The sequence below is a fragment of the Neobacillus sp. BP17 genome, assembly GCF_059579525.1.
In genome coordinates this window covers 3,516,049-3,541,186 of sequence record NZ_CM184198.1, presented here as the reverse complement: position 1 = coordinate 3,541,186, position 25,138 = coordinate 3,516,049, and the positions used below count along the sequence as shown (strand labels likewise).

Here is a 25,138-nt window from a genome sequence, read left to right as displayed (position 1 = left end):
TCCAAATATAAGAGAAGAAATTCCGGCTAATTTGGAAAATACCACTATTTCCTTAAAAATAAGGGGAGTATTTCCGCTTATATGATTCAAATCGTTGGGTTTTGCGTATATTTAAAGCTGTTAAGCGGAATATCTCCTGCTATTTTAGCTTTTTAGCCCTCATTTTTAAAATTAACCGGAAATCCTCCGCTTATGACTTCTTCTATCTACGCCAAATTCAACATAGCCTCTGGCTTACTTACCAGCAAATTGAGCTTTTTTCTGTTCAACGGCTTTCAAATCAAAACGGTCAGCATTCATCACCTTCATCCAGGCAGCGATAAAGTCACGGACAAACTTCTCTTTGTTATCATCTTGAGCATACACTTCTGCAATGGAACGGAGAACGGAGTTGGAACCAAACACGAGGTCCACTCGAGTCGCTGTCCGTTTCACTTCACCTGTTTTGCGATCGCGTCCTTCATAAACGTTTGCTCCGACAGGCTTCCACGCCACACCCATATCAAGCAAGTTCACAAAGAAATCATTGGTGAGTTGGCCAACAGAATGGGTGAATACGCCATGTGCCGTGCCGCCATAGTTGGTACCTAGTACACGCAGACCACCAATAAGAACGGTCATTTCCGGTGCAGTCAGGTTTAAAAGTTGTGCTTTATCAATGAGCAGCTCTTCCGGACTTACACTGAACTGCTGCTTTTGGTAGTTGCGGAAACCATCAGCGACAGGCTCGAGCACGTCAAAGCTTTCTGCATCTGTTTGTTCTTGGGTCGCATCACCGCGTCCAGGAGCAAACGGAACATTTACATTGAAGCCTGCCTCTTTGGCTGCCTTCTCGATGGCGGCACTACCGCCAAGGACAATTAAATCGGCCAAGCTGACTTCTTTTTCGAATTCCTTTTGAATGCCTTCCAGTACCTGAAGCACTTGTGCTAGTTGTTCCGGTTGATTCACTTCCCAATCCTTTTGTGGAGCAAGGCGGATGCGGGCACCATTGGCACCACCGCGATGGTCAGAGCCGCGATAGGTACTGGCAGAAGCCCAAGCCGTAGTTACTAGCTTGCTAACAGTTAATCCCGAGTCTAAGATTTTTGCTTTCAGCTCGGCAATATCCGCAGCTGTTATCTCATAATTACCAGCTGGTACTGGATCCTGCCAGATGAAATCTTCTTCTGGAACTTCCGGACCGAGATATCTTGCTTTTGGACCCATATCACGATGTAACAATTTGAACCAAGCGCGGGCAAATGCATCAGCAAATTCATTCGGGTTCTCGTAGAAACGACGACCAATTTTCTCATAGATCGGATCATGACGCAACGCCATATCAGCCGTGGTCATCATTGTTGGCACTTTAATCGATGCATCTTCGGCATCCGGAGCAAGATGCTCCTCAGCAGGGTCGACAATCAGCCACTGCCATGCCCCTGCAGGACTCTTTGTCAGCCACCATTCATAGCCATATAATAGCTCAAAATAACCATTATCCCACTGTGTTGGGTTCGCGGTCCATGCACCTTCAATACCGCTCGTGATTGTGTCACGGCCTTTACCGGAACCGTAGGAATTGATCCAGCCTAAGCCTTGTGCTTCAATAGGAGCCGCTTCTGGCTCTCGACCAACATGAGAGGCATCACCTGCACCATGGGCCTTACCGAATGTGTGACCGCCGGCAATCAGGGCAACGGTTTCTTCATCGTTCATTCCCATACGGGCAAAGGTTTCACGAATGTCCTTGGCACTAGCCACCGGATCTGGTTTACCGTTTGGACCTTCCGGGTTTACATAGATAAGCCCCATTTGAACGGCTGCAAGTGGATTCTCCAGGTTACGATCACCTGTATAACGATTATCCCCGAGCCATTCCGTTTCCGTACCCCAATAAATATCTTCTTCCGGATGCCAAATGTCTGCACGTCCTGCTCCAAAGCCAACTGTCGGGCCACCCATGTCTTCAATCGCGACATTACCGGCTAGTACAAGCAAGTCGGCCCATGAAATCTTGTTCCCATACTTTTGCTTGATTGGCCAAAGGAGTCGTCGGGCCTTATCCAGGCTTGCATTGTCAGGCCAACTATTAAGCGGTGCAAAACGCTGGTTGCCAGTTCCGCCGCCGCCTCGTCCATCCCCAGAACGGTAGGTACCGGCCGCGTGCCATGACATACGGATAAAGAAAGGACCATAATGGCCATAGTCAGCAGGCCACCAATCTTGACTGGTTGTCATGAGATCACGAAGATCTTGCTTCAGCGCAGGATAGTCTAACTTTTTAAATTCCTCTGTATAATCAAAGTCTTCACCCATTGGGTTTGATTTTCTGTCATGCTGACGGAGTATATTCAGGTTTAACGCGTTAGGCCACCATTCCCGGTTGGTCGTACCACTTGATTTGACACTAGTCGCACCGCCGTGAAACGGGCAGCCCTGGATGTTTCCATTTTGTTTACCATCCATATTTCTTATCTCTCCTTTTATGTAAATTTATTTATATATAATTATGTTTCTAGTAAAAAACTTAGACACATTAATTATAATAATTATTAAATAGTATTTATAATAATTATTATCTAGTTGTTATAATAAATTAGTGAAAATAAAAAGTCCAGAAAAATGTGGCTTAAAAAAAATTACAGTAACAAGAAGGTGGATCATGCTGTTGAAATGGAATACAGAATTTTGAAGTTTCATAGATGGATAGTGAGTAAAAAATAAGAAGAATCATTGGAAGATAGAATAGAAATGGATGAAAAAGATGTTTTCAGAATTTACTTATATTCTCATTATAATGAAGTATATTGTAAGTGGGCAAGTTATATGAGTACTTAAAGAGAAATCATCTTGGTGATATGTTCACAAAATTTAAATATTTATCAAGTGCCAGCATCCTATGTCCTTTGAAAAAAGTCATATAATGGCATTAATAGGTATTCGATATTCTCATAGAAATGGAGTTGGTAAGTTATGAAGGATATTGTCCAGAACAGGCAGTACATGAGGAATTGGCTATGGGTTCGCCCGGGAATTTTACGGGCAGGCAGTAAAGTTTCGGATCAATGGGCAATCTTAGAAAATTGATCTAAGCGACTTGTGTGGAGGAAAGAAAGTAGAGGGACAGTCTCCTATTGTTATTTTATATAACCATAGAACTGTCTCTTTTTGTTTTTCTTTTATCGAGAAACAAACTAGAAATCTATTTTTTAATGTGTTAATTCTTATGCCTTAAAATGAAACCTACATAAATGTAAGTATTTTATTATGGTTCAGATTAAAGCTATTAACATGTTATTAAAAGGGTGGACTATTTTTGGTATACCTTTTTGTGTAAAATAAAGGAAGTAAATAACAAGTTATTCTTTCTATTTTTTATCCCACAAAAACCTGATGACTTAAAAGAGAAAAAGATTATGAACATAAAATACGAGGAGGGTACCATTTTGAAGATTACGCTAGGCTATTGGCTAGATTCGACCACGTATCCGGATGCACTCGGAGATCAAGAGGCATCAGTAGGTACCGTAGTAACAGGCTTTAACGGCTTAATCGGCATTCTAGAAACACAGTTAGGTCTAACCGTACCGAATGTATCGGAAAACCTACGGATTGCAGAGTGGCAGGAACTTATTCGTAAACAGGATTCTGGTAAAAAGCTATTCTCAAAATCTTTTGAGACTGATTCTTGGAACACAGCGAAGGAATTGTTACGTCGCCGGGATGAGTTAGTGTTAGCTGGATGGAACCCTTTAGTACATGTTGGCGGGAGTGCATGGATCGATACACTGGCAGAGCTGGAGCTTGCTAATTCTAACCGTTTATGTGGTTTTCCTGATCGAGTCCGAGGTTTAATCTCAAGGTTACAAGAGCAAGTGCAAGTACAAATAGAGAAAATCAATATTGTTGATGAAGATAAAACACTATGGGATCCCTGGTGCATTCAATTAATCGATTTATTAAAGGAAATAGGGGTAGAAACTCAGAATGTATCAACCATGTTTGAAAAAGAAATACAAAAGGATTCATATACTGACTTATCCCTTCTACAAAAGGTTATGGCAGGGGAAAAATCGTCCGAAGTGGCGAAAGGGGATGGGAGCTTGCTCCTTATTCGTTCCGAACAGGAATGGGATGCTGCAGACTTTTTGATCAGCTGGCTGCAGCAAAACACCTCGGAAGATACGGTATTAATTAAAGGGGACGGGTCATTATTCCTTGATGAGCTTCTCAATAGGCGGGGAGTACCGGCAGCAGGAGTGGACGCTCTTTCAAAATGGCGTGCAGTTCTTCAAGTTTTACCGCTTACCATCGATACTTACTGGGAACCGTTAAGGGTGGATAGGATGCTCGAATTATTAACAATTCCAACCTCTCCTGTACCAGGAAAGATCAGGTATAAATTAGCCAAAGTATTAGCCGCAAATCCAGGAATTGGCGGGCCACTATGGGTGCAGGCAATTCAAGATGGAATAAATGCCTACGAGGAATTATGGACCGCAGAAGGTTTGGACGAACAGGAAGTGAAGAAACGGAGAAAAAACCTTGAAGCAAGGCTTGATTTGTGGGTGAATCATGACTATTATGACCCAACCGAAGGCATTCCCTTTGAACAACTAAGGAATATTTGCCAAAAAGTTAGTCAATGGGCGGCATTGAACTATCAAACAACAAACGACCTTATGTTTGTACAAGCCACACAATATGCCCAAGAGGTAATGGAAGGACTAAAATCCCTTGGGACAAAAAGGGTGACACGTTTGCAAGTAGGGCGCATCCTAGAATCTGTTTTAGGTGAAGGAGCCAAATTGTCCGGTTACACACAGGAAGCAGCCCAATGGCAAGTCGTCAATCATCCAGGGCAAATCTGGGGTAAGGCAGAAAACATCATTTGGTGGGGTTTTCATAAAAACATGTCAGGACCTAGTGTCAGAACTTGGACATCGAAAGAACGGGGATGGTTAAGGGAACATGGAGTCCTCCTCCTTGAAGAGGACGTGCGGCGTCGAAGAGAAGCAGCTGCTTGGCAGCGGGCGGCACGTTTGTCTGACAAAAGGCTGATTCTTTTTGCTCCTGCAAAAGTGAAAGGCAAAGAAATTTCTATTCACCCATTATGGGACGAAATACGCTATGCCATTGCAAAAGATCATAATACCGAGAAAAAAATTACCATTGAAGCGGCTGATATACGGAAACAATCAAGTTTCTCAATTCCGGGAATGGAATTTGAAAGAACTCCATTACAAACAACCAAGATCCCAGAACCAATAAGAACTTGGAGGGTTCCTGAAAATATCGTCGTGCCTCGGGAAGTTGAATCTGCAACCAGTTTCGAAGGGTTAATCGGTTGTCCTTTAAAATGGACCTTTACATATGTTGCGAATGTGAAACCTGGTAAGATACTTTCTTTACCGCATGAATCCATTATGCTTGGAAATCTAGGACATGTGATATTGGAAAACCTTATTACTGAAAAAACCGATTGGAACGAGGAAGAAGTACGTATCCGAACGGGGGACTTGTTTGATCAGTTGACACCGAGGCTGGCTACGACACTACTAGAGCCGCAAAATGGAATTCTTCGCAGTGAAACTCGATTTAAACTGCAGAAATCCTTGCAGAAATTTTTTAAAGTGTTGAATCATGCTGGGATTACCATCCAAGATACCGAAATAGAATTACAGAAAACATGGAGTGACGGAGTTGAGTTCAACGGCAGATTGGACCTTATCGGAGAAACCGCATCAGGAAACAAGATTTTGTTTGATGCGAAATGGTCGAGAAAACCAAGTAATTACAAAGTTCGCTTGGAAAACTTATCAGTACAATTAACTCTTTATCATTGGCTCTTAGCCGAAGATGACAATCAAGAACTTCCTGTTGCCTACTTTATGCTGCGCAGCGGTGATTTCTTCAGTTTGCCGCATGGGGATTTCCCTTCTGACCATCACGTAGCGGGTCCATCACTTTTGGAGTCTCATCAAGTGTTACGTCAATCTGTGCAAGATATTTGGTCACAGCTCTTAAAAGGGACGATTATCGCCCCAGGTGTTCCATCCAAAGGGAATACGGACAAGAGAACGGAAGATGGCCAAGAGTTGAGTGAAGATACATTTGTATCAACGATAGACCCGCCATGTGCCTATTGCGAATATCAGAATCTTTGTGGTTTTAGGAGGGTGAGGAAATGAGCGGAAAGTTAAAGCTGTTAAGTGCTGGTGCTGGTGCGGGCAAGACCTCCCGTTTATCTGACGAAATTTTAAAATCCATTCAAAATGGAGTGCCGGCAGAAAATATTATGGCCACCACATTTACAACGAAAGCAGCGGAAGAACTCATTGAGCGTGTTCGTCTCAAGTTGCTAGAATCGGGCGATAGCACATCTGCTGCAAGAATTCTGGATGGTTATGTTGGTACTATGAATAGTGTATTTGGACGGCTGTTACGGGAATTTGCCCTTGAAATGGGGTTATCACCTGTACAAAAAGTGTTGGCAGAATCAGAAGCTAGCTCACTTTTTCACACCATTGCAGCAGAAGTCATTGATAAATTCTACCGGGACTATCGCCAGGTTTTCATTCGTCTCGGGTTAGAGGATTGGCGTGATCATGTACTTAAGATCTTATCACTAGCTCGTGAGAATGGATTGGAACCAGAAGATGTTCAAAACTGTGCCGTCTATTCATGGGAAATCATGTCTGCATGGCTGCCTGGGACATTGTCCAATCCTGATCAGCTGGAGGAAGATTTAAAGGCAGCCTTACGGGTTGCAAAATCAGAACTGCCTGGTGGAGATCCAACGAAGGCTACTGCACAGGTTGTTGAAGATATTGATTCGGCGCTCAAGGAATGGGAACACAATGGCTTCATTTCTTGGCAGCTATGGGCAAAATTAAGCAAGTTAAAACCTGGAGCGAAAAGCCGAGATGCCGTCTCACCGATTCATGCAGCTTCTTCCGTGCATGATCGTCATCCAAGGCTTCATCAAGACATGAAAGACGCAATGGATGCCCTTTTTTCTTGTGCGGCAGAGGCAATGGAAACCTATGCGGTGGAAAAGAGCAAACGCGGATTAATCGATTTTACTGACCAAGAGGCATTAGCCCTTACTTTATTGAAAAACCAACAACATGCAGAAGTGTTAAAAGACCGGATCTCCGATGTATTCGTCGATGAGTTCCAGGACTCGAGCCCATTACAAATCGCTTTAAACATGCAGCTTCGTGGGATTGCCCAAAGAGCAACATGGGTAGGAGATGTAAAACAGGCAATCTATGGCTTTCGAGGAACAGACCCCGAGTTGATGCAGACGGCAATGACAAGCATTCCTGATTTGGCAATTGAAGTATTGGATGCCTCCTATCGTTCTCGCCAATCATTAGTTGAATTCGTCAATGCGATTTTTGTTCCAGTTTTTGAAGCTAGAGGTATGACAGCGGAGCTAATTGCATTAGATCCAAAGCGGGCTGACAGACAAGAGCAGGCCATGGCAGTTGAAACCTGGACTTACTTGAATTCGAAAAATCAGCTCACCGATGCTGCACATATCGCAAAAGGAGTAAAAACGGTTTTAGCTCAAAAAGATAAATATATCATAGTGGATAAAATATCCCGTGAACCACGACCTTTAAAAGCAGGAGATATCGCGATTCTTTGCAGAGCGAACGATGAGTGCGTGAGGGTAGCAGAAGCACTCTCCAAGTTGGGTATTGCCGCAACCGTAGGTGAAAGTGGATTACTAGCTACTCCAGAAGTGGTGTTCGCCGCGGCCGCACTACGTTATTTAGTCGACCCTAACGATACATTGGCGCTTGCAGAATTAATCCACTTTTCTTCAGACACTTGGGGTGAAGGGCGCTGGTTATCCGGCTGGCTTGATCACGAGAAGCGAGAAGAAATCATGGCTGCGGAGCCATTTATCCAAGCCTTAGACCATGCAAGAGGAAAAATGGTCCAAATGAGTCCTTCTGAAGTATTGGATTTAGCATTAGTAACGGCAAAAGTGGATGAAGTCGTATTAAGATGGGGACAAGGTGATCAACGTCTAGCGAACTTAGATGCCCTTCGGAAAATTGCGGTAAAGTATGAGGAGACGGCCGCAACCAATGGAAGCGCGGCCACAACAAGTGGATTTCTTTTATTCTTAAGTACTGTCGAAAAGGACAAAGAATTAAACCTTGTGGCAGAATCGACTGATGATCAGGCAGTTCGGGTATTAACCTATCATAAGGCAAAAGGATTAGAGTGGCCTTTTGTCATCCTGAATTCATTAGAAAGATCGGCTGTGGGGAAGAAAAAACCGCCTGTATTTGACCGGGTGACAGCCGTTAGTACAACGGGCTTTAATGTAGAAAATCCACTTCATGGACGCAGGCTTTATTATTGGCCTTGGCCATATGGAGCACAATCAAGTAATGTCAGTTTAGATACTTATGTACAAGCTGCAACTGAACTTCAACAGAGGGTCCAGCAACTAACCGATGAAAATCAAAGGTTGATGTATGTAGGAATGACAAGGGCCAGAGATTACCTTGTGCTAACAGCTCGTGATTTTTCAAAGGTAGGTTGGATGGATGAATTGACCGATGAGGCTGGTAACCAGGTCATCCAGAACCTTGGGATTGCAGAAGCTGATCAAGAGGATGCTTCCCTAGATAATCAAGTGGGGAAAATCGTAGTTAAAGGTAAGCCATTTGCTTGTAAGGTACGAGTGTTATCAATTGATGAGGATACAGAACTAACCGCTGAATCTGAATCAACTGGACATTCTGAAATTGTCTATGTCGGAAAAAAGGTAGAAACTTCGTCATTTGTTCCTGCACGCTTTAGCCCAAGCGGACAAAAGAGTGAGGAAGAAATAAACTACCAACAGCAGCCTGAACTGGAATCTAGTGGTTCAAAACTTCATCGCATTGGCAATCGTCTTCCGCTTTCAGGAAACCCGGATATGACCGTGCTTGGAGAAATGGTCCACGCCTTTTTAGCTTCTGATAACCATGGCAATTCCAACGAAAATAGATTCCGAATGGCACAAGCCATGAGAACCAGGTATGACATTCACGCACTTACAGAAGATGCCATGCTTGAGGCATCGGACCGGTTGGAGCTATTTATTACACAACAATACCCTAATCTTCTTTCTAGACACAACGAGTGGCCAATTCACTTGCGGAAAGGACAGCAGAAGGCTTCCGGCTGGATTGATTTGTTGATCCTTACACCACAGGGTTGGGTCATTATCGACCACAAATCATTTCCTGGAAAAGAAGCAGACTGGCTTTCACGTGCTGCAAGTTACCTGCCTCAGCTTCAAACGTATGCAGAGGCATTATATAAAGCAACTGGAAGTCCCGTTGTAGAAGCATGGATCCATATGCCGGTAGTAGGGGCGATGGTTCACTTTAAGGAAGAAGAATTGAAATCAAAAGCATAAAAATTGTAGAAAAGCAGCCTTTCCCCATCCAAATTTTGATGGGGAAAGATTGGTTTTCAAGTAAAATATCGGAGGAAAGAAAGTGAGTGAAAATAATACAGGAGTACGGTTATTAGCGTTAAAAGACATCTTTCGTAAAGAAACGGATGAAAATCATGAATTATCGATAAAAGAGCTTGTTGATAAGTTAAAAATCGAACTGCCAGGAAGTACAGCTGATCAAAAAGCGGTGAAAAGATACATTCAAACCCTTCAGGCTTCAGGGTTTGATATCATTGAAAACGAAGATAAATATGGGAAAAAATTTTACAGTCGTCTGTTAGCATATAATCACCTTCCAATTAGTTTTAATTAATTGATAAGTTAGATTTACAATTTAGGCAATTCCTTTTTTATATATACAGCTGCAACGCGTACAAGGAGATCCAAATTTCAGCCGCCTTATGCATCAGATTTTTTCTTTGGACAAGTGAGTATCCACCCAGATTTGCCACCTGGATATCGTCTCCGCTTTGTCCACTTGCGCCAGAGTCCATATCCACCCCCTGTTTTTTTATGGAAAGTAATATAAGTAACATTTTTAGATTCCGTTTAACATGAAGGACTCTTCACCTTAGCATATTGAAATAAGAAAAGGATGTCTCTCAGGAGAAACATCCTTTTATAATCAGCTTATCTGAAGGTTCTTGCAAGATCTTTTAATGTTGCAATTAATTCATCGACCTGTGATAGCCACTCATATGCTTCGATATGCTCTAACACGTCAGAAGAATCAATTTCTTCATTTAAAAGATCACTTGCAGTATCATTCGGGTGAAGCTCCGATGCCAAAAACAAAACGTTCTTTTTGCTATCTGAATAGTTTTTAATACCGTTTCTGTATCCTTCAATAAACTTGTTTACTTGTTTCCGGTTGATCAAGAATTCCCAATTTGAGCTTATTTTTTGCCCTAAAATACTTTCTACAAATGGTTTTTCAACGCCATTTCGAAGGGATGAAACAAGAATAAAAACGTGATCAGCTTCTACATCAAAATTTCTTTTGCTTGTTTCTACGATTGCATCAATTGCTCCATAAAATGCCTCGCCTCGACTATATCCTAAATCTGTAAGATACTTCATTGTGGCGAATACCTTTCCATTTAAAGAAAAAACTAAAAGGAGAGCAGAGAAAAATAATCAGTGGAATCAATGGCGAGTAGGTGGGTTTCTTAATACTTAGGTTCAACAAACGGGCGCGATTGTTGAATAATTCTTAAAAGGTAAACACTACTACATCAAAAGTGTCTGAGACCAACACCCAAGCCATTGTGAAGCTGTTGCTAAAATCGAATTAAGAAATGATCGAAAATAGTTAATCATTTCAGTAGACCCATTTTATAAGGTGTCTTTTTTTTATTAATATATTGTTCAGTATATGAATCCAATTGAGAAAAAAATATTTTAACTTTAAGTGTAGTGAAATGTATCATAAGTATTAGTGCATTTACAAAATATATTTTCCTAAAATAAGGAGAAAATTTATGTAATAGACATAAATCTGCTCTTTGTGAATTGTTTGGTAAAATTTGAATAAATATTACAAAAATTGTCGAATTATAGTATAATAGAATTATGAAAAAATCATTAGTTCGTGTGGTTACAGAATCTCATTTTACAAATTGAGGGTAGTATAGGGGGAAACGTATGAACGAAGAAAGCAAATTTTCCAAAAGTGATCTAGATTATATTATTAATGAGCTGAAACAAACTAAAAAGGAAACAGCTTCTACTTTAGCTGTACAACCAGCTAGACCTATTGATCTGCGTCAAAAATTACAATGGTTTAAATCTAGGACTTTGGTAATTGTAATAGGGGTTATCGTTATTTTAAGCATTTTATTTGCAGGGACTGTTTTTTTACAAAAAGGAACATTAAAAAGTGCATCAGCCGTTGAGAGCATCCGAAAATTAGCTACATTGGCCACGGCACAAGCACATATCAAAACGATTGTATCTGAAAAAGATAATAAATTATTTGGTAAAAGCATCCCATTTGATATTTATGTTCCTGGGTCAAAAAGGGTATTATTTTTGGCCGTTCCTGGAGAAGTGACTGCTGGTGTTGACTTGAAAAAAATGACTAAAAAGGACATCACTTTGGATTCCACCATGAAGACGATTCATATCACTTTGCCGCATGCCACCATTGTCCAAGAACCATCTCTCGACTTAAAAAAGATTCAAATCTTTTCAAGTGAAGGCCTGTTTCGAAGTAAACCCAATGGGGAAGAATGGTTCAAACAAGCAGATATTGCTCAACAAAAAATAAAAAAGGAAGCCATTCAGTTTGGTCTTTTAAAAACTGCTGAAGATAATGCCCGGATTGCTCTAAAGGATTTTTTTAAAAATCTAGATTATACCGTAACGGTTACTTTCAAATAATCGGACGCAGCGGCACCTGTTTTAATAATTGGTTTATAAGATTTCCCTCAAACTAATGGTTTGGGGGAATTTTTTGGGGAATCCAACAAATGGTTCTTAAAAAAATAATGACATTTGGAGGGAAATGTAAGATATTTATCGAAATATGTAATGTAGAGATTAGTAAATTTATAGGAAGATCATCCTATATGGTTAGGATAGAATCTTTGTGAAAGGAAGTCATTGTATTGAGCAATACAGAAAAAGGTAGTTCCTTAGAGTTAATTTTAACAAATGCATTAAAAGTGCCAGGAGTTAAGGTAAATCGGACGGAATTCCTATCAAAAGCCTTAGCAGACCACGTAGGATACAATGATCTTGTAGTTGTATTGGAAAAAGGTACAATTGAAGCTGGTGTTAACATTAATACACTAGATAAATTGGCTAAATCTCTAATTGAGAAAAGAACCCTTCAAAGTACGGGGGCATCATTTGCAGCTGGAATACCTGGAGGTTTTGCTATGGCAGCCACTATTCCAGCAGATACTCTTCAATTTTATGGAGTTTCCTTGCGTTTAGCTCAAGAATTAGCCTACCTATTCGGGTATAAAGATTTGTGGGAAGATGATCAAGATGATGCAGAAAGAGTAAGAGGAGAACTTACTTTATTTTTAGGAGTCATGTTTGGTGTTGGCGGTACTGCTTCAGCATTAAAGGTATTGTCTTCCAAAATAGCACAACAGGTGTTAAAAAAACTCCCTCAAAAAGCATTAATGAAAACAATCTATTACCCAATCATAAAAAAGGTGGCCGCCACCATAGGAGTAAAGGTGACGAAAAAAACTTTCGCCCAAGGCGTATCGAAGGCCATTCCATTATTGGGTGGTGTTATTTCAGGCGGTTTAACCTATGCTTCAATGAAACCAATGGGATCCCGATTAAGAACGACATTATATGAGTCGGTAAATAATTATTCCAAGGATGATTTAGACAGAGATGTACAAAATATGAAAAGAGAAATGCCTGATTTTATTGATGCAGAGTTTACGGATGTAGAAGATGACCGCTCAAAAAATAATGAGGAGATTAAGGAACAAAAGGTGGTTTTTAGTGCTGCTGATGAAATACTAAAATATAAACAATTGTTAGATTTGGGAGTCCTAACCCAGGAAGAATTTGATAGAAAGAAAGAAGAATTATTATTCAATTCTACTCTATAGCTTTGAGTGTAAGTTAAGCCTCCCGTAGTTCATTGAAGCTTATTTGCAATATATTTTCGAGATGAATCATTGAGAATCCTTGTTTTAAAGCGATGTGGCAAATTAAACTGGTCAATATTCAATCGAGTGACAATATGTTGATTGGTTAAATCTTAGCTCATGAAAGTCCAAAGACAATAATTAAATACATGAATAAGGTACTGCCAGCTAAGCGTGAATTTGTGAATGCTGCCATTTTCTTATCCGCAAGTAAACAGAACAGCACATATTTTAACAATTTCTTCGAACTGCACCTTAAACGGAATAATAGAAAAACGAAAACCGCAACTAATTTGCTGCTGTTTTATAAATAACCTGCTTAGTCGCCTATTTATCTAATATTAGTATAAATAAGGAATAACTATCTACTAGATATTTAGAAGGAAATCGAAATAGAATTTTTACAGAATAGCTTTATAAGGATCCTATTGCTTCCAATTCATGATAAATCCCATTTGAAACGTGAAGTAGAGAATGTTCTTGCGCTCATCGAAGTTAAATATAAGAATGATGGTAACGCTTTTACCACAAATCATTAGTAAAGGTTACAAATAGCAAAATCATTTTAAGATGCCTGAAACCATTGGAAATCTAGGATTCCGATGACTACGTAAAAAAAACTGGGAATAACACCCTCCCTCCTAAGCCAGAACATATCCCTTTTGGGATGTTCTGGCTTTTATTAATTATGGAATCATTCTGTCAAATGTATTGTAATAGTAGAATGGAAGCGCAACGAGGCTCCAATGGATTATCCTAGCTCCATCAGAATTGATGTTCAAACTTGATTATCAGTTATTAGCGAATCTCTATTATATTTTATTAACTATCTCAATCTATTTCCTATTTATTGATATAATAATTTCGAAATAATATTTTCAATCTGATACCTAAAACTTTACTCTTCAAAACAAGAATAACCATCTCATTTTACAGATGGAAAAGGTGCAAGTGTTCCGATTCATATTAAAGCTAGAGGTAAGCACCAGCCAAAAAATAATAAGAAAATCTAATGCAAGAGAGGTGAATGAAAATCAATGTTGTGAAAGATTGCTACAAGTTTATTAGATAAATCATTTATTAATATTATAGTAAGAACTTTTTTTCAGGTATCACAATATTCCTATTTCTGAAGGAATAATGTTTAGGAATCATAAATTGAATATTTCAAAAATTAATAATAAAAATAATATTGACAATATTAAAGGCGATTGATAATATGAAAGCGTATTCAGAATACGTATTCTGAATACGTATTCTGAATAGGAGGAAAACAGATGAAAGTCACAGTTTTTGATATCGCAAAAAAAGCTGGAGTATCTCAATCGACTGTTTCCAAAGTCTTGAATAATTACTCTCAAATTAAAGAAGCTACACGAGATAGGGTAATGGAAGCTATTAAAGAATTAGAATTTACACCTGATCTTGTGGCAAGAAGCATGGCTACAAATAAGACACATACGGTAGGTTTAATTTTAGGAGATATTTCGAATCCATTTTATTCTGAAACAGCTAAGGTGATTATTAGTGAGGCTAGGGAAAAAGGGTATGATGTCATTGTTAGTGACACCAATTACGATTCTTTTAATCTAGAAAAATCCATAAAAAATCTTATGGCAAGACGTGTAGACGGCATTTTGATTGCCTCATTAAATCGAGAAGATACTATGGCTGTGAATATTTATAACACAGGCTTCCCTATTATGATATATAATCGAAAACCAAATGAGGATAGCATCAACTATGTTGTTCTAAATAATAAAAAGGGTTCACAGTTGGCTGTAAACCATTTAGTAGAACTTGGACATCAAAGAATTTCATTTATTTCGGGATCCACAAGATACTCTACATTTCATGAACGATTTGAGGGGTACAAACAGGCACTTATAGATAATGGTATTACATATGATGAAACCCTTGTTTACAATAGAGAGTTAGTTTATGAGAACATCTACGAATTTACTAGCCATATTTTAGAAAAAGAAATGAGACCAACCTGTTTCTTTGCAGCTACCGACTCATTAGCTATCAACGTTATGGATGCATTAATTCGAATGAATGTAAAGATTCCAAAAGATATTTCAGTGATTGGCTTCGATAATATTAATATTTCTTCTAGCCCGCTTATTAACCTTACAACCATCTCACAACACAAAAGTACCATGGCGAAATTAGCCTTAGAAAACCTTTTAAAATTAATTAACAATGAAAACACTTATGAAAAACCACTACAAATAACAGTCGAGCCGGAACTGATTATTCGTCAAACAACTGGTCCTGTCCTGCCCTGCTCAAATCCTAAACTAAACACCTAAAGCTATGAAATGACAATAATAGTTATATTTGGTTGATATATTGATCAATCAATTATTAATAGAATTGAAACTATTATGGAGGTGGATGGATCCGTAAACGAATGGAAAGATTAGCAGTTGCACTTGAAAATTAATAATGATCAAAGGGGGAAAATGATATGAAAAAAGTGTGTCTTTACTTGGTGATGGGATTATTTAGTCTAATGTTAATAACTGCTTGTGGACCTTCTCTTGAAAAATCTTCTTCAGAGGGCGACAAAAACTCTTCTGATTCTAAAGAATACTTTGTCATTGGTCAAGCAACCTCATTAAGCGGAGGAACTGCTTCTTATGGTGAAGGGGCTAAAAGGGGTATTGAATTAGCGGTTAAAGAGTTTAACGAGGCAGGCGGTTACAACGGAGTTAAAGCAAAATATGTAGCCTATGACGATGAAACGAAGCCTGAAAAAAACATGGAATTAATTCAGCGTTTAGTATCTCAAGACAAAGCAGTCGCATTATTAGGAAGTGCAAATAGTGGAAACGGTCTAGCACATATTGAATATCTACAAAACAATAAAGTCTCAGAGGTTTTCCCATATGGTACCGCAACAGCTATCACTACTAAGTTTAAAGATGCGCCAAAGAATTATGTGTTTAGAATCGCACCTTTTGACAAAGGTCAAGTAACAACCATTTTAGATTGGCTATATAAGAAAAATGATTTTAAAAATGTTGGTTTAATGCACGATACAAGTGGATATGGCCAAGGTGGAAAAACAGATGTCATGGAACAATTTAAAGAGCGCAATATTGAGCCAACTGCTATCGAATCCTTCCAAATTGGTGACAATAATATGGAAAGTCAATTAAGCAAAATGAAAAAGGCTAATGTAGAAGCACTCATTGTCTATGGACTTGCTCCAGAAATGGCTCAAATCTTAAGAAGTGCTGAAAAAATTAATTACAAACCGAAATTTATTGGTTCTTGGGCCTTTGGAGACCCAGCCTTCAAAAATATTGCTGGTGAGCTAGTGAATAATGATGTCTACTTTGTCCAATCCTTTACAATTGATCAAAATGATAAAACAAAACAATTCCACGATAAAATTGTAAATGAATACAAGGAAGATATGTATCCAATTGCATCTGCACAGGGATATGATGCGGCAAATATCGTTCTATCCGCCGTAAAGAAAGTTGGGTACCAGGATACTGAAAAATTACGCGATGCTATTGAAGAATTACAGGATTTTAAAGCTGTCACAACGGCCCCTGTTAATCCATTCACAAAAGAGAATCATGAAGCCCTGCAGCCAGAGCATATGTTTATAGCCACTTATAAAGATGGAGAAATTGTAATAGCAGAATAAATTTTAGGGGATAGATTTCTTATCCCCTAAAAAAGGAGGATTTCAATGATACAAGCAATTTTAAGCGGCTTAATTATCGGAAGTATATATGCTCTTATTGCATTGGGATACTACATCACGCATCTTGCCACCAAAACCTTAAACTTTGGCCAAGGTGATACGCTCATGATTGGCGCAATTATTGGATTGTCTGTTTTTACTTCTTTAAAAACCATCGGTATGACCACACTATGGGCTTTCCTGCTGACCGTTCTTGCTGTAATCGTTGCTCAAGTAGTAATAGGATATCTTATTGAGCGAATTGCCATCAAACCATTAAAAAATTTCGATTCGATTAGCTGGATTCTAAGTACCGTTGCATTAGCAATTATTGGCCGAAACATCGTCGAGGTAACGTGGGGAAAAACAGTTCAGCCGTTTCCTTCACCATTCGGTTCATCAATTATTCGTTTTGGTGACCTATCCATATATCCCCATGAAATATTTATACTCATCACAACATTTGTAATTATTTCGACTTTGTTCTTAATGCTTAGAAAATCAGTATTTGGTAAAGCGCTTCAAGCCGTAGCCTTTAATCGAGATGCAGCGTCATTAATGGGAATAAATCCAAGGTTTATCGCCGTTATTGCTTTTGTTATTTCAACTGTATTAGCAGGAATTGGGGGAATTATGATCGGTCCTATAACAAATGTTGCTCCATTTTTAGGTTTAGCATTGGGATTAAAAGCCTTTGCGGCAGCGATCATAGGAGGATTAGACAATCCAATGGGAATATTAGTTGGCGGTTTAACCATTGGAGTGATTGAACAGGTAGTTGCTCTGCAAAATTCTGCTTTAAAAGATTTTAGTGTTTATTTCTTAATTCTCGTAGTCTTAATTTTTCTACCACAAGGCTTGATGGGTAAAAAAGTAAAGGAGAAATATTAATGAAAATAACTCCTAAACGCATTATTCAAATAGGATTCATACTATTATTGATTTGGTTAATCCCGTGGGTTTATCCGAATGAGTTCTTTATCAGTTTGATGCACAGATTTCTAGCGATATATGTTGTCGTAGTTGGATTAAATATTTTAATAGGCTTATCAGGTCAAATGTCGTTGGGACACGCAGGATTTTATGCGCTAGGCGCATATGGATCTGGCCTGCTAGCGAATAATCTAGGTCTTCCTTTTTGGGTAACGATGTGGGGCGGGCTGATTCTTGCTGGTATTGCAGGAGGACTCATTGCCTTAATTGCACTACGCGCAAAAGGACCTTACCTAGCAATGGTTACCATCGGATTTGGTATGTTAATAGAAATTGGCGCCAATCGCTGGATATCTTTAACCAATGGTCCTGCTGGCGTGTTTTTAGAAAAAGCCAGCATATTTGGTAAAGAACTAAATATCGTTGAATACTTTTATTTTGCTGCATTCATTGCCTTAATGTGTCACTTCCTTGCTCGAAACTTATTCCAAACTCGTTTTGGAAGGACCATGAATGCTGTTGGAAATAGTGAAATAGCTTCAGAGACAATTGGGGTATTTGTTCGAAATTGGAAGGTATTAGCTTTTGCTATTAGTGCTATGTTTGCAGGGCTTGGCGGAGCATTATTTGTTCACGCAGGAAGCTATTTTAATAGTGACTCGTTCACCATTGATACCTCCATCATGTTTTTAGTAGCAGTTATCGTAGGTGGGAATAAGACAATTGTAGGACCACTTGTTGGTACAGCCGTTGCAGTCCTCATCCCGCAGCTATTTGCGTCTATTTATGAATATCACCTTCTTATTTATGGAGGAATCCTCTTAGTTTGTCTACTAGTATTACCAGATGGTGTTATTGGTTCTTTAAAAGAGACATCACTGATTCGGAAATTGCAAGGATCATGGGAAAAGGGTCTAACTAAAAAGCGTGACATTAAACTAAGTGAAGATGAAGGTTTCTTTAAGGAACTTCAAGAGAAAATTAACGATTTAAAAACAAAGCCAGAAATGAAAGTATCGGATTTAACCATTGATTTTGGGGGATTACGAGCTGTCGACCAAGTTAATTTCACGATTCCTTGGGGAACAGTCAAAGGACTAATTGGGCCAAATGGATCGGGGAAAAGTACGGTAGTAAACATGCTGAGTGGCGTTTATTCTCCTACATCAGGAACTATTTCCTTTTTAGGAAAGGATGTGTCCTTGTATTCTCCTCATAAAATGGCAAACTCAGGTATTACCAGGACGTTTCAGAATCTCCAAATATTCAAGGATTTGTCTGTTATACAAAATGTATTAATGGGATTCCATCAGTCCTATCAAACTTCAATTGCTCAAAGTGCTCTATCAACACCTAAAGCGGTTCGTGAGGAAACAAAATATGAACAACAAGCAGAACAAATTCTAAAATTTGTTGGCTTGGGATCAAGGATACAAGAAATTGCTGAAAATTTATCCTATGGTGAACAGCGGTTATTGGAAATTGGCAGGGCTTTAGCTATGAAGCCAGCACTTTTAATCCTTGATGAACCTGCGGCAGGAGCTTCACCAAATGAAGTTGATCTAATTTTTAACGTTATACGGCGATTACGTGAACTTGGTATGACGATTCTTATTATTGAACATCATATGGAAATTGTCATGAGTATCTGCGATGAAATTATTGTTTTAGACTTTGGCCAGAAAATTGCTGAAGGGACACCAAAAGTAGTTGAGAATAATCCAAGAGTTATTGAAGCATATTTGGGTGGTGAGGAGGTAATGGAACTTGTTAGAGGTAAAAGATCTGTCAGTTAGCTATGGACTGGCGAATGTGGTGCGGAACGTAAATATTAATGTGAATTCAGGGGAAGTTGTTGCACTTATTGGAAAAAACGGAGCAGGGAAAACATCCACTCTTAATGCCATTTCAGGTCTTGTTCGTCCGATTAAAGGTGAAGTAAAATTCAAGGAAAGAAACATCACAACGGTTCCAGCCCATAAAATCGTTCATTTAAAGCTTGCGCATATTCCTCAAGGCCGGCAAATATTTGGAGACCAAACTGTAGAAGACAATTTGATTTTAGGAACGTATCAAAATGGTAGAAAGAATAAACATGAGCTTAAGAATTTATTAGAACGAGAGTATAACAGATTTCCGAGATTGAAAGAAAGACGTCTTCAACAGGCTGGAACTCTTAGTGGCGGTGAGCAGCAAATGCTTGCCATGTCTAGAAGTTTAATGTCAAATCCTGATTTTATCATTATGGATGAACCCACCATGGGCTTAGCTCCCATTTTTGTAAAACAAATCTTTGATACCATCATCGACTTGAAAAATGAAAATAAGACTATTTTATTAGTTGATCAAATGGCTACAGCTGCGTTAACCGTCTCGGATCGAGCTTATATCCTACAAACAGGAGAAATTGTAGCGAGTGGATATTCGAATGATTTGCTTGAAGATCTTGAATTAATCACAAAATATATTGGTGCTTAATAACAAACTAAAGGAGGAATTTTTGATGAGCTATACTATTTATTCACCCACACGAATTTTATTTGGAGAAGGATCTATTGGGAAGTTAAGTGAAGTGGTAAAGGGCTACGAGGCTAAAAAAGTATTTTTAATAACAGATCAAGGACTTAAAAAAGCAGGTATTGTCGATCAAGTTTTACAAATATTAGAGGAAAAGGATTTAGATGTTGTCGTATTTGATAAAACAAAACCAGAGCCTACTGTTAAGAATTATGAGGATGCATTAGAAATAGGAAAATCAGAAAATATTGAATTAGTTATTGGGCTCGGAGGAGGCAGTTCACTAGATTTGGCAAAAGCGGTTGCACTTTCTATGATCCATCCAGAATCTATTTTAGATTTTGTAGGGATTGATAAAGTTCCTTCTCCTGGTCTTCCAACAATAATGATATCAACCACATCTGGAACAGGATCAGAGGTTTCAAAATTTGCTGTTTTGACTGATGAAAAAACTAATCTAAAAAGTGTCATATGCAGCCCTCACATTTTAGCATCTGTTGCAATCGTTGATCCTAATCTCACATACACTCTCCCACCTGTAATAACAGCTCATACAGGTATTGATGCTTTAGTTCATGCAATAGAAGGTTATCTTGCCGTTCGCTCTTCACCTTACACAGATCAATTAGCTTTAATCGCATTCGAGAAAATTTGGAATCATCTTAGCACTGCTTATGAAAATGGAAAAGATATTGAAGCTAGGACTGAAATGTCAATGGGCAGCATGCTTGGTGGTCTGATATTAAATACAACTGATGGCGCTGCAATGGTTCACGGTCTAGCCTTTTCCTTAGGAGTTTATTGTCATTTATCCCATGGTCTTTCAAATAGTCTAGTACTTCCATATGTACTTGAAACGATTGCCCCTTTCCGTGAAGAGAAAATACTGAATCTTGCAAAATTAGCAGGGGTTAAACGAGATAGTGTTCAAGAAACTATTCATGCGTTTATCGAAAGCATTGTGGAATTACAACAGCGAATTGATTTACCGACAACATTAGAAGAATTAAATATACCTCAAGAGTTGCTACCAGTATTAGCTAAAAGTTCATATGGAATGGAAAGATTACAGAGTAACTCACCAAAGCGTCTGAGTGAGCAAGAGATATTAGATATCTTCCAACGAGCTCTTACAGGTGAACGATTTTTAAAAAAGGTGGAACAATAAAATGTCTAATACAACCCAGTCTCCTATAAAATCCGAATCCGTGACGCCGATTTCTATTGGCGGAGAATGGAGAACTTTAGTTGAAACCTATCCTATCGAATTTCCATACACTGGCGAAATCATTGCACAGGTTTCACTTACATCTCTAAAGGTAGCGGAAGAAGCGGTCATGACTGCTGTAGCCGCAAAAAAAGTGATGTCAGAATTACCTTTATGGAAACGAGCAGAAATTTTATATAAGGCTGCAGATTTATTGTCACAGCGAGAAGAAGAAATTGCGACTTTAATCGTCTATGAAAATGGAAAAACGTTACGTGATGCAAAAGGTGAGGTTAAAAGAACTGTGTCCACATTACGTTTCTCTGCTGAAGCGGCAAAGGCTTTACATGGTGAAATGATTCCCATTGATGCCATGCAGGGGGGAGAAGGAAGAATTGCTTTTACAATTCGTGAACCAATCGGTGTAGTAGCGGGTATTACTGGATTTAACTTCCCATTATTGCTTGCAGCACATAAGGTTGGTCCGGCAATTGCTGGAGGAAACCCAGTTATTCTAAAGCCAGCTCCGCAAACACCTTTATCTAGTTTTGAATTCGCAAAGATTCTAGCAGAAGCAGGACTTCCTGATGGTGGCCTTAGCGTAATTACTGGGGACGTAGAGGTTGGTGAATACTTGGTTAAACATCCTGAGGTTAATCTTATTACATTTACGGGAAGTTCACAGGTAGGAAAAAAAATTAGTGAAATAGCAAAATATAAAAAAGTATTGCTAGAGTTAGGTTCTAATGCAGCTACCATTGTGGATTCGGATGCAGATATCCATTCAGCAGTCAATCGTTGTTTTACAGGTGGATTTGGAACAGTTGGCCAATCCTGTATATCCGTACAAAGGGTCTACGTTCATAATGACAGCTATGCGGAATTTATTGAAAGGCTGGCTACAAAAATATCAAGCTTAAAAACAGGCAATCCTTTTGAGGAAGATACTGATATTCCTACTTTAATATCGGTTGATGCTACTAATCGAATCTCAGCATGGATTGATGAAGCAAAATCAGGAGGAGCTCGCTTAATTACTGGAGGCCATATCATTGGTAGAATTCTTGAGCCGACTCTTTTAGCGGATGTAACGCCGGAAATGAAAGTAAGTTGTGAAGAGATTTTTGGCCCTGTTATTGTGGTTGCGCCTTTTAACGACTTTAAAGAGGCTGTTGAATTAGTTAACCAATCTCGTTATGGGCTACAAGCAGGAGTATTTACGAATAAAATGGATCATGCCTTTTACGCGATAAAGAATATAGAAGCGGGAGGTATTCAGGTTAACGAGGTGTCTAATTTCCGCGCAGACCATATGCCTTATGGCGGAGTAAAGGATAGTGGATTGGGTAAAGAAGGTCCGAAATACACATTAGAAGAAATGACGGTACCAAAACTAGTGTGCTTCCGGATGAATAATTAACCCATACAGAGGGGTGACTAAAATGAAAGAAAAAGCATTGGCAGGATTAAAGGTGCTGGAGATGGGCCAGTTAATAGCAGGTCCTTCTGCCGGAAGATTGTTTGCAGAATTCGGAGCAGAAGTCATCAAAATAGAGAATCCCCAAAGCGGCGATCCAATTAGAAAATGGAGAGTTGTAGAAAATGGAACAAGCCTATGGTGGTATGTTCAATCGCGAAATAAAAAGTCAGTAGCGATTGATTTAAATGATTCTGACGGCCAGGAACTGATAAGAGGATTGGCCAAAGAAGTGGATATTATCATAGAAAATTTTAAACCCGGCACCTTGGAAAAATGGGGAATCGGTTATGAGCAATTAAAAGACATCAATCCGAGACTTATTATGGTAAGGGTATCCGGATATGGTCAAGATGGACCATATCGAAATAGACCAGGTTTTGGATCCATTGGTGAAGCAACGGGCGGGCTGCGCTATTTGACAGGTTATCCTGACAGACCACCAACCAGGGTTGGAATAAGTATTGGAGATTCCATTTCATCCTTGTATGCCGTAATTGGCGCTATGTTTGCACTTTATCATCGGGATGTGAAAGGGACTGGACAAGGACAGATTATAGATGTTGCATTATATGAATCTATTTTTAGTCTAATGGAAAGTATGCTCCCAGAGTATGATCGAAAGGGAATTATTAGAGAACGGACTGGTAGTACCTTACCAGGAATAACTCCATCTAATACATATCTTTGTCAAGATGGAAAATATGTTGTAATTGGTGCGAATGGAGATGGAATCTTTAAACGTTTAATGGCAGTGATCGGCTATCCTGAATATGCGGAAGATTCACGATTTGAAAATAACTCAGTACGCTCGGACCATGCAGAATTTTTAGATGAAATTATAGGAAACTGGATCAAAGGGTTGCCGATTTCTGAAGTGTTAAATATTTTAAATGATGCAAAAGTACCAGCAGGATCAATCTATTCAATCGAGGATATCGTGTCAGATCCGCATTATTTAGCCAGACAAATGATTCAGGAAGTGGAAGTAGATGGTATTGGTAAACTGAAGGTACCAGGTATCGTTCCAAAACTCAGTGAAACTCCAGGAGAGATTCAATGGGCTGGACCAAATCTTGGACAGCATACAAGGCAAATATTGAACCAAGCATTAAATATGAGTGACGAAAACATAGTGGAGCTCCTTGAAAAAGGAGTCATTAAGGAAGCTGAAGACTCTGTAAAAGGACATGTAAATTCCTAGTAAAGAAGGTAATCAAGGTGAAGTTTCCTCAGTTCGTAGAAATTGTTGAGGTAGGACCGCGAGATGGCCTGCAGAATGAAGCTGCATTTATCCCAACCGAGAATAAAATAGAGCTGATTCATGCATTAAATAAAACGGGTATCAGGAGAATGGAGGCAACATCCTTCGTGCATCCTGTCCTTGTCCCACAAATGAAAGATTCAACCGAAGTTTTCACACAACTGAATCATGAAGACGATGTTCAGTATATGGTTTTAATCCCAAATCATAAAGGCTATGAAAGGGCAACTCAAGCAGGTGCTAGAGATTTTACGTTAGTTGCTGGTGCAAGTAATGAGTTTAACTTAAAAAATGTAAAAATGACCAGGGATGAATCATTAACTCAACTTGAAAATGTTATCTATAAAATCAAAGAAAATAAAGGCTATATCCGTTTTGACATTGCTACCTCTTTTTGGTGCCCTTTTGAAGGTAAGGTGGATGAACGCGTTGTTCTCAGTATGGTCGATCAACTTGCAGAATGGCAGGTTGATGAAATTGTGTTATGTGATACCATCGGCAGAGCCACTCCTAAAGAAGTTTACGAACTATTTTCCAAGGTCTTTGATAAGGCAGCAAATGTAAAAATTGCCGCCCATTTCCATGATACCTACGGATTTGCTCAGTCAAACGTATTAGCTGCTTTACAAGCAGGGGTAACTGTATTTGACAGCTCGATTGGCGGCTTAGGTGGATGTCCTTTTGCTCCAGGTGCTGCTGGTAATAGTTCAACTGAAGATCTTGTTATGTTGTTGCATGAAATGGGTATTGAGACAAACATTGACTTGAATAAGCTTTTACAATGTGTGGATATGATAGAAATGTATACTCAAAGGGAATTATCAGGACATTTACACAAAGTTAAAAGACCTCTTCAATTATCTTAATATAAACACTAGTAGTAAACAGTTGAATAGGTAATCTAGTTTGGCAATTGATTGCATAATCAATTGCCAAAAGTTCATTTTAGTAGTT

17 protein-coding genes are annotated in these 25,138 nt (G+C 39.0%); 14 read left to right on the top strand and 3 right to left on the bottom strand.

Annotation, left to right across the window (positions count from 1 at the left end; genetic code table 11):
* Positions 1 to 234: 234 nt before the first annotated feature.
* Positions 235 to 2,451, bottom strand: coding sequence for a catalase/peroxidase HPI (gene katG, locus AC4QJR_RS17010; protein ID WP_496523639.1), 2,217 nt, complete (start codon positions 2,449 to 2,451; stop codon positions 235 to 237).
* 980 nt (positions 2,452 to 3,431) lie between these two features.
* Between katG and AC4QJR_RS17005 the strand changes: the two genes are divergently transcribed.
* From AC4QJR_RS17005 to AC4QJR_RS16995, 3 genes are all read left to right on the top strand, one after another.
* On the top strand, positions 3,432 to 6,176 hold the full coding sequence (locus AC4QJR_RS17005) for a PD-(D/E)XK nuclease family protein (RefSeq protein ID WP_496523638.1): 2,745 nt from the start codon (positions 3,432 to 3,434) through the stop codon (positions 6,174 to 6,176).
* The gene (locus AC4QJR_RS17000; RefSeq protein WP_496523637.1) at positions 6,173 to 9,418 is read left to right on the top strand and encodes a UvrD-helicase domain-containing protein; all 3,246 of its coding nucleotides are present in this window, start codon (positions 6,173 to 6,175) and stop codon (positions 9,416 to 9,418) included. Before AC4QJR_RS17005 ends, AC4QJR_RS17000 begins: the two co-directional genes overlap by 4 nt.
* Before the next feature lie 82 nt (positions 9,419 to 9,500).
* Complete coding sequence (locus AC4QJR_RS16995; protein WP_496523636.1) at positions 9,501 to 9,773, top strand: hypothetical protein; 273 nt, start codon at positions 9,501 to 9,503, stop codon at positions 9,771 to 9,773.
* A gap of 37 nt (positions 9,774 to 9,810) precedes the next feature.
* Here the strand turns inward: AC4QJR_RS16995 and AC4QJR_RS16990 are convergent, their stop codons facing one another.
* Together AC4QJR_RS16990 and AC4QJR_RS16985 are read right to left on the bottom strand one after the other, a co-directional pair.
* Positions 9,811 to 9,954, bottom strand: coding sequence for a hypothetical protein (locus AC4QJR_RS16990; protein WP_496523635.1), 144 nt, complete (start codon positions 9,952 to 9,954; stop codon positions 9,811 to 9,813).
* A 136-nt stretch (positions 9,955 to 10,090) separates the two neighbouring features.
* Positions 10,091 to 10,540: a hypothetical protein gene (locus tag AC4QJR_RS16985; protein WP_496523634.1), complete on the bottom strand. Its 450-nt coding sequence runs from the start codon at positions 10,538 to 10,540 to the stop codon at positions 10,091 to 10,093.
* Positions 10,541 to 11,104: 564 nt separating this feature from the next.
* Here AC4QJR_RS16985 and AC4QJR_RS16980 point away from each other — a divergent pair.
* From AC4QJR_RS16980 to AC4QJR_RS16930, 11 genes are all read left to right on the top strand, one after another.
* Complete coding sequence (locus AC4QJR_RS16980; protein ID WP_496523633.1) at positions 11,105 to 11,842, top strand: DUF4230 domain-containing protein; 738 nt, start codon at positions 11,105 to 11,107, stop codon at positions 11,840 to 11,842.
* Positions 11,843 to 12,069: 227 nt separating this feature from the next.
* A complete protein-coding gene (locus AC4QJR_RS16975) occupies positions 12,070 to 13,041 on the top strand; it encodes an SHOCT domain-containing protein (protein ID WP_496523632.1) in 972 nt (323 codons plus the stop codon).
* A gap of 1,316 nt (positions 13,042 to 14,357) precedes the next feature.
* Positions 14,358 to 15,395 carry a LacI family DNA-binding transcriptional regulator gene (locus AC4QJR_RS16970; protein WP_496523631.1) on the top strand — a complete coding sequence of 346 codons (1,038 nt, stop codon included), beginning with the start codon at positions 14,358 to 14,360 and terminating at the stop codon, positions 15,393 to 15,395.
* A gap of 158 nt (positions 15,396 to 15,553) precedes the next feature.
* Entirely contained in the window at positions 15,554 to 16,747 is a 1,194-nt protein-coding gene (locus AC4QJR_RS16965) for an ABC transporter substrate-binding protein (protein WP_496523630.1), read from the top strand.
* A 45-nt stretch (positions 16,748 to 16,792) separates the two neighbouring features.
* The gene (locus AC4QJR_RS16960; protein ID WP_496523629.1) at positions 16,793 to 17,677 is read left to right on the top strand and encodes a branched-chain amino acid ABC transporter permease; all 885 of its coding nucleotides are present in this window, start codon (positions 16,793 to 16,795) and stop codon (positions 17,675 to 17,677) included.
* Positions 17,677 to 19,515 carry a branched-chain amino acid ABC transporter ATP-binding protein/permease gene (locus AC4QJR_RS16955; protein ID WP_496523628.1) on the top strand — a complete coding sequence of 613 codons (1,839 nt, stop codon included), beginning with the start codon at positions 17,677 to 17,679 and terminating at the stop codon, positions 19,513 to 19,515. The genes AC4QJR_RS16960 and AC4QJR_RS16955 overlap by 1 nt, the downstream gene beginning before the upstream one ends.
* Positions 19,487 to 20,197 carry an ABC transporter ATP-binding protein gene (locus AC4QJR_RS16950; RefSeq protein ID WP_496523627.1) on the top strand — a complete coding sequence of 237 codons (711 nt, stop codon included), beginning with the start codon at positions 19,487 to 19,489 and terminating at the stop codon, positions 20,195 to 20,197. Before AC4QJR_RS16955 ends, AC4QJR_RS16950 begins: the two co-directional genes overlap by 29 nt.
* Before the next feature lie 25 nt (positions 20,198 to 20,222).
* Complete coding sequence (locus AC4QJR_RS16945) at positions 20,223 to 21,404, top strand: iron-containing alcohol dehydrogenase family protein (RefSeq protein ID WP_496523626.1); 1,182 nt, start codon at positions 20,223 to 20,225, stop codon at positions 21,402 to 21,404.
* A gap of 1 nt (position 21,405) precedes the next feature.
* Positions 21,406 to 22,863: an aldehyde dehydrogenase family protein gene (locus AC4QJR_RS16940; protein WP_496523625.1), complete on the top strand. Its 1,458-nt coding sequence runs from the start codon at positions 21,406 to 21,408 to the stop codon at positions 22,861 to 22,863.
* A gap of 22 nt (positions 22,864 to 22,885) precedes the next feature.
* Positions 22,886 to 24,124 (top strand): CaiB/BaiF CoA transferase family protein, encoded by a 1,239-nt coding sequence (locus AC4QJR_RS16935; protein ID WP_496523624.1) that lies wholly within the window; start codon positions 22,886 to 22,888, stop codon positions 24,122 to 24,124.
* A gap of 17 nt (positions 24,125 to 24,141) precedes the next feature.
* Positions 24,142 to 25,050 carry a hydroxymethylglutaryl-CoA lyase gene (locus AC4QJR_RS16930; RefSeq protein ID WP_496523623.1) on the top strand — a complete coding sequence of 303 codons (909 nt, stop codon included), beginning with the start codon at positions 24,142 to 24,144 and terminating at the stop codon, positions 25,048 to 25,050.
* The last annotated feature ends 88 nt before the right edge of the window (positions 25,051 to 25,138 follow it).

Bases quoted from the DNA above. Each gene is read 5' to 3' on its own strand.
- AC4QJR_RS16970 (WP_496523631.1), top strand. From the start codon at position 14,358: ATGAAAGTCACAGTTTTTGATATCGCAAAAAAAGCTGGAGTATCTCAA.
- AC4QJR_RS16940 (WP_496523625.1), top strand. From the start codon at position 21,406: ATGTCTAATACAACCCAGTCTCCTATAAAATCCGAATCCGTGACGCCG.
- AC4QJR_RS16990 (WP_496523635.1), bottom strand. From the start codon at position 9,954: ATGGACTCTGGCGCAAGTGGACAAAGCGGAGACGATATCCAGGTGGCA.
- AC4QJR_RS17000 (WP_496523637.1), top strand. From the start codon at position 6,173: ATGAGCGGAAAGTTAAAGCTGTTAAGTGCTGGTGCTGGTGCGGGCAAG.
- AC4QJR_RS16980 (WP_496523633.1), top strand. From the start codon at position 11,105: ATGAACGAAGAAAGCAAATTTTCCAAAAGTGATCTAGATTATATTATT.
- AC4QJR_RS16965 (WP_496523630.1), top strand. From the start codon at position 15,554: ATGAAAAAAGTGTGTCTTTACTTGGTGATGGGATTATTTAGTCTAATG.
- AC4QJR_RS16935 (WP_496523624.1), top strand. From the start codon at position 22,886: ATGAAAGAAAAAGCATTGGCAGGATTAAAGGTGCTGGAGATGGGCCAG.
- katG (WP_496523639.1), bottom strand. From the start codon at position 2,451: ATGGATGGTAAACAAAATGGAAACATCCAGGGCTGCCCGTTTCACGGC.
- AC4QJR_RS16955 (WP_496523628.1), top strand. From the start codon at position 17,677: ATGAAAATAACTCCTAAACGCATTATTCAAATAGGATTCATACTATTA.
- AC4QJR_RS16985 (WP_496523634.1), bottom strand. From the start codon at position 10,540: ATGAAGTATCTTACAGATTTAGGATATAGTCGAGGCGAGGCATTTTAT.
- AC4QJR_RS16960 (WP_496523629.1), top strand. From the start codon at position 16,793: ATGATACAAGCAATTTTAAGCGGCTTAATTATCGGAAGTATATATGCT.
- AC4QJR_RS16945 (WP_496523626.1), top strand. From the start codon at position 20,223: ATGAGCTATACTATTTATTCACCCACACGAATTTTATTTGGAGAAGGA.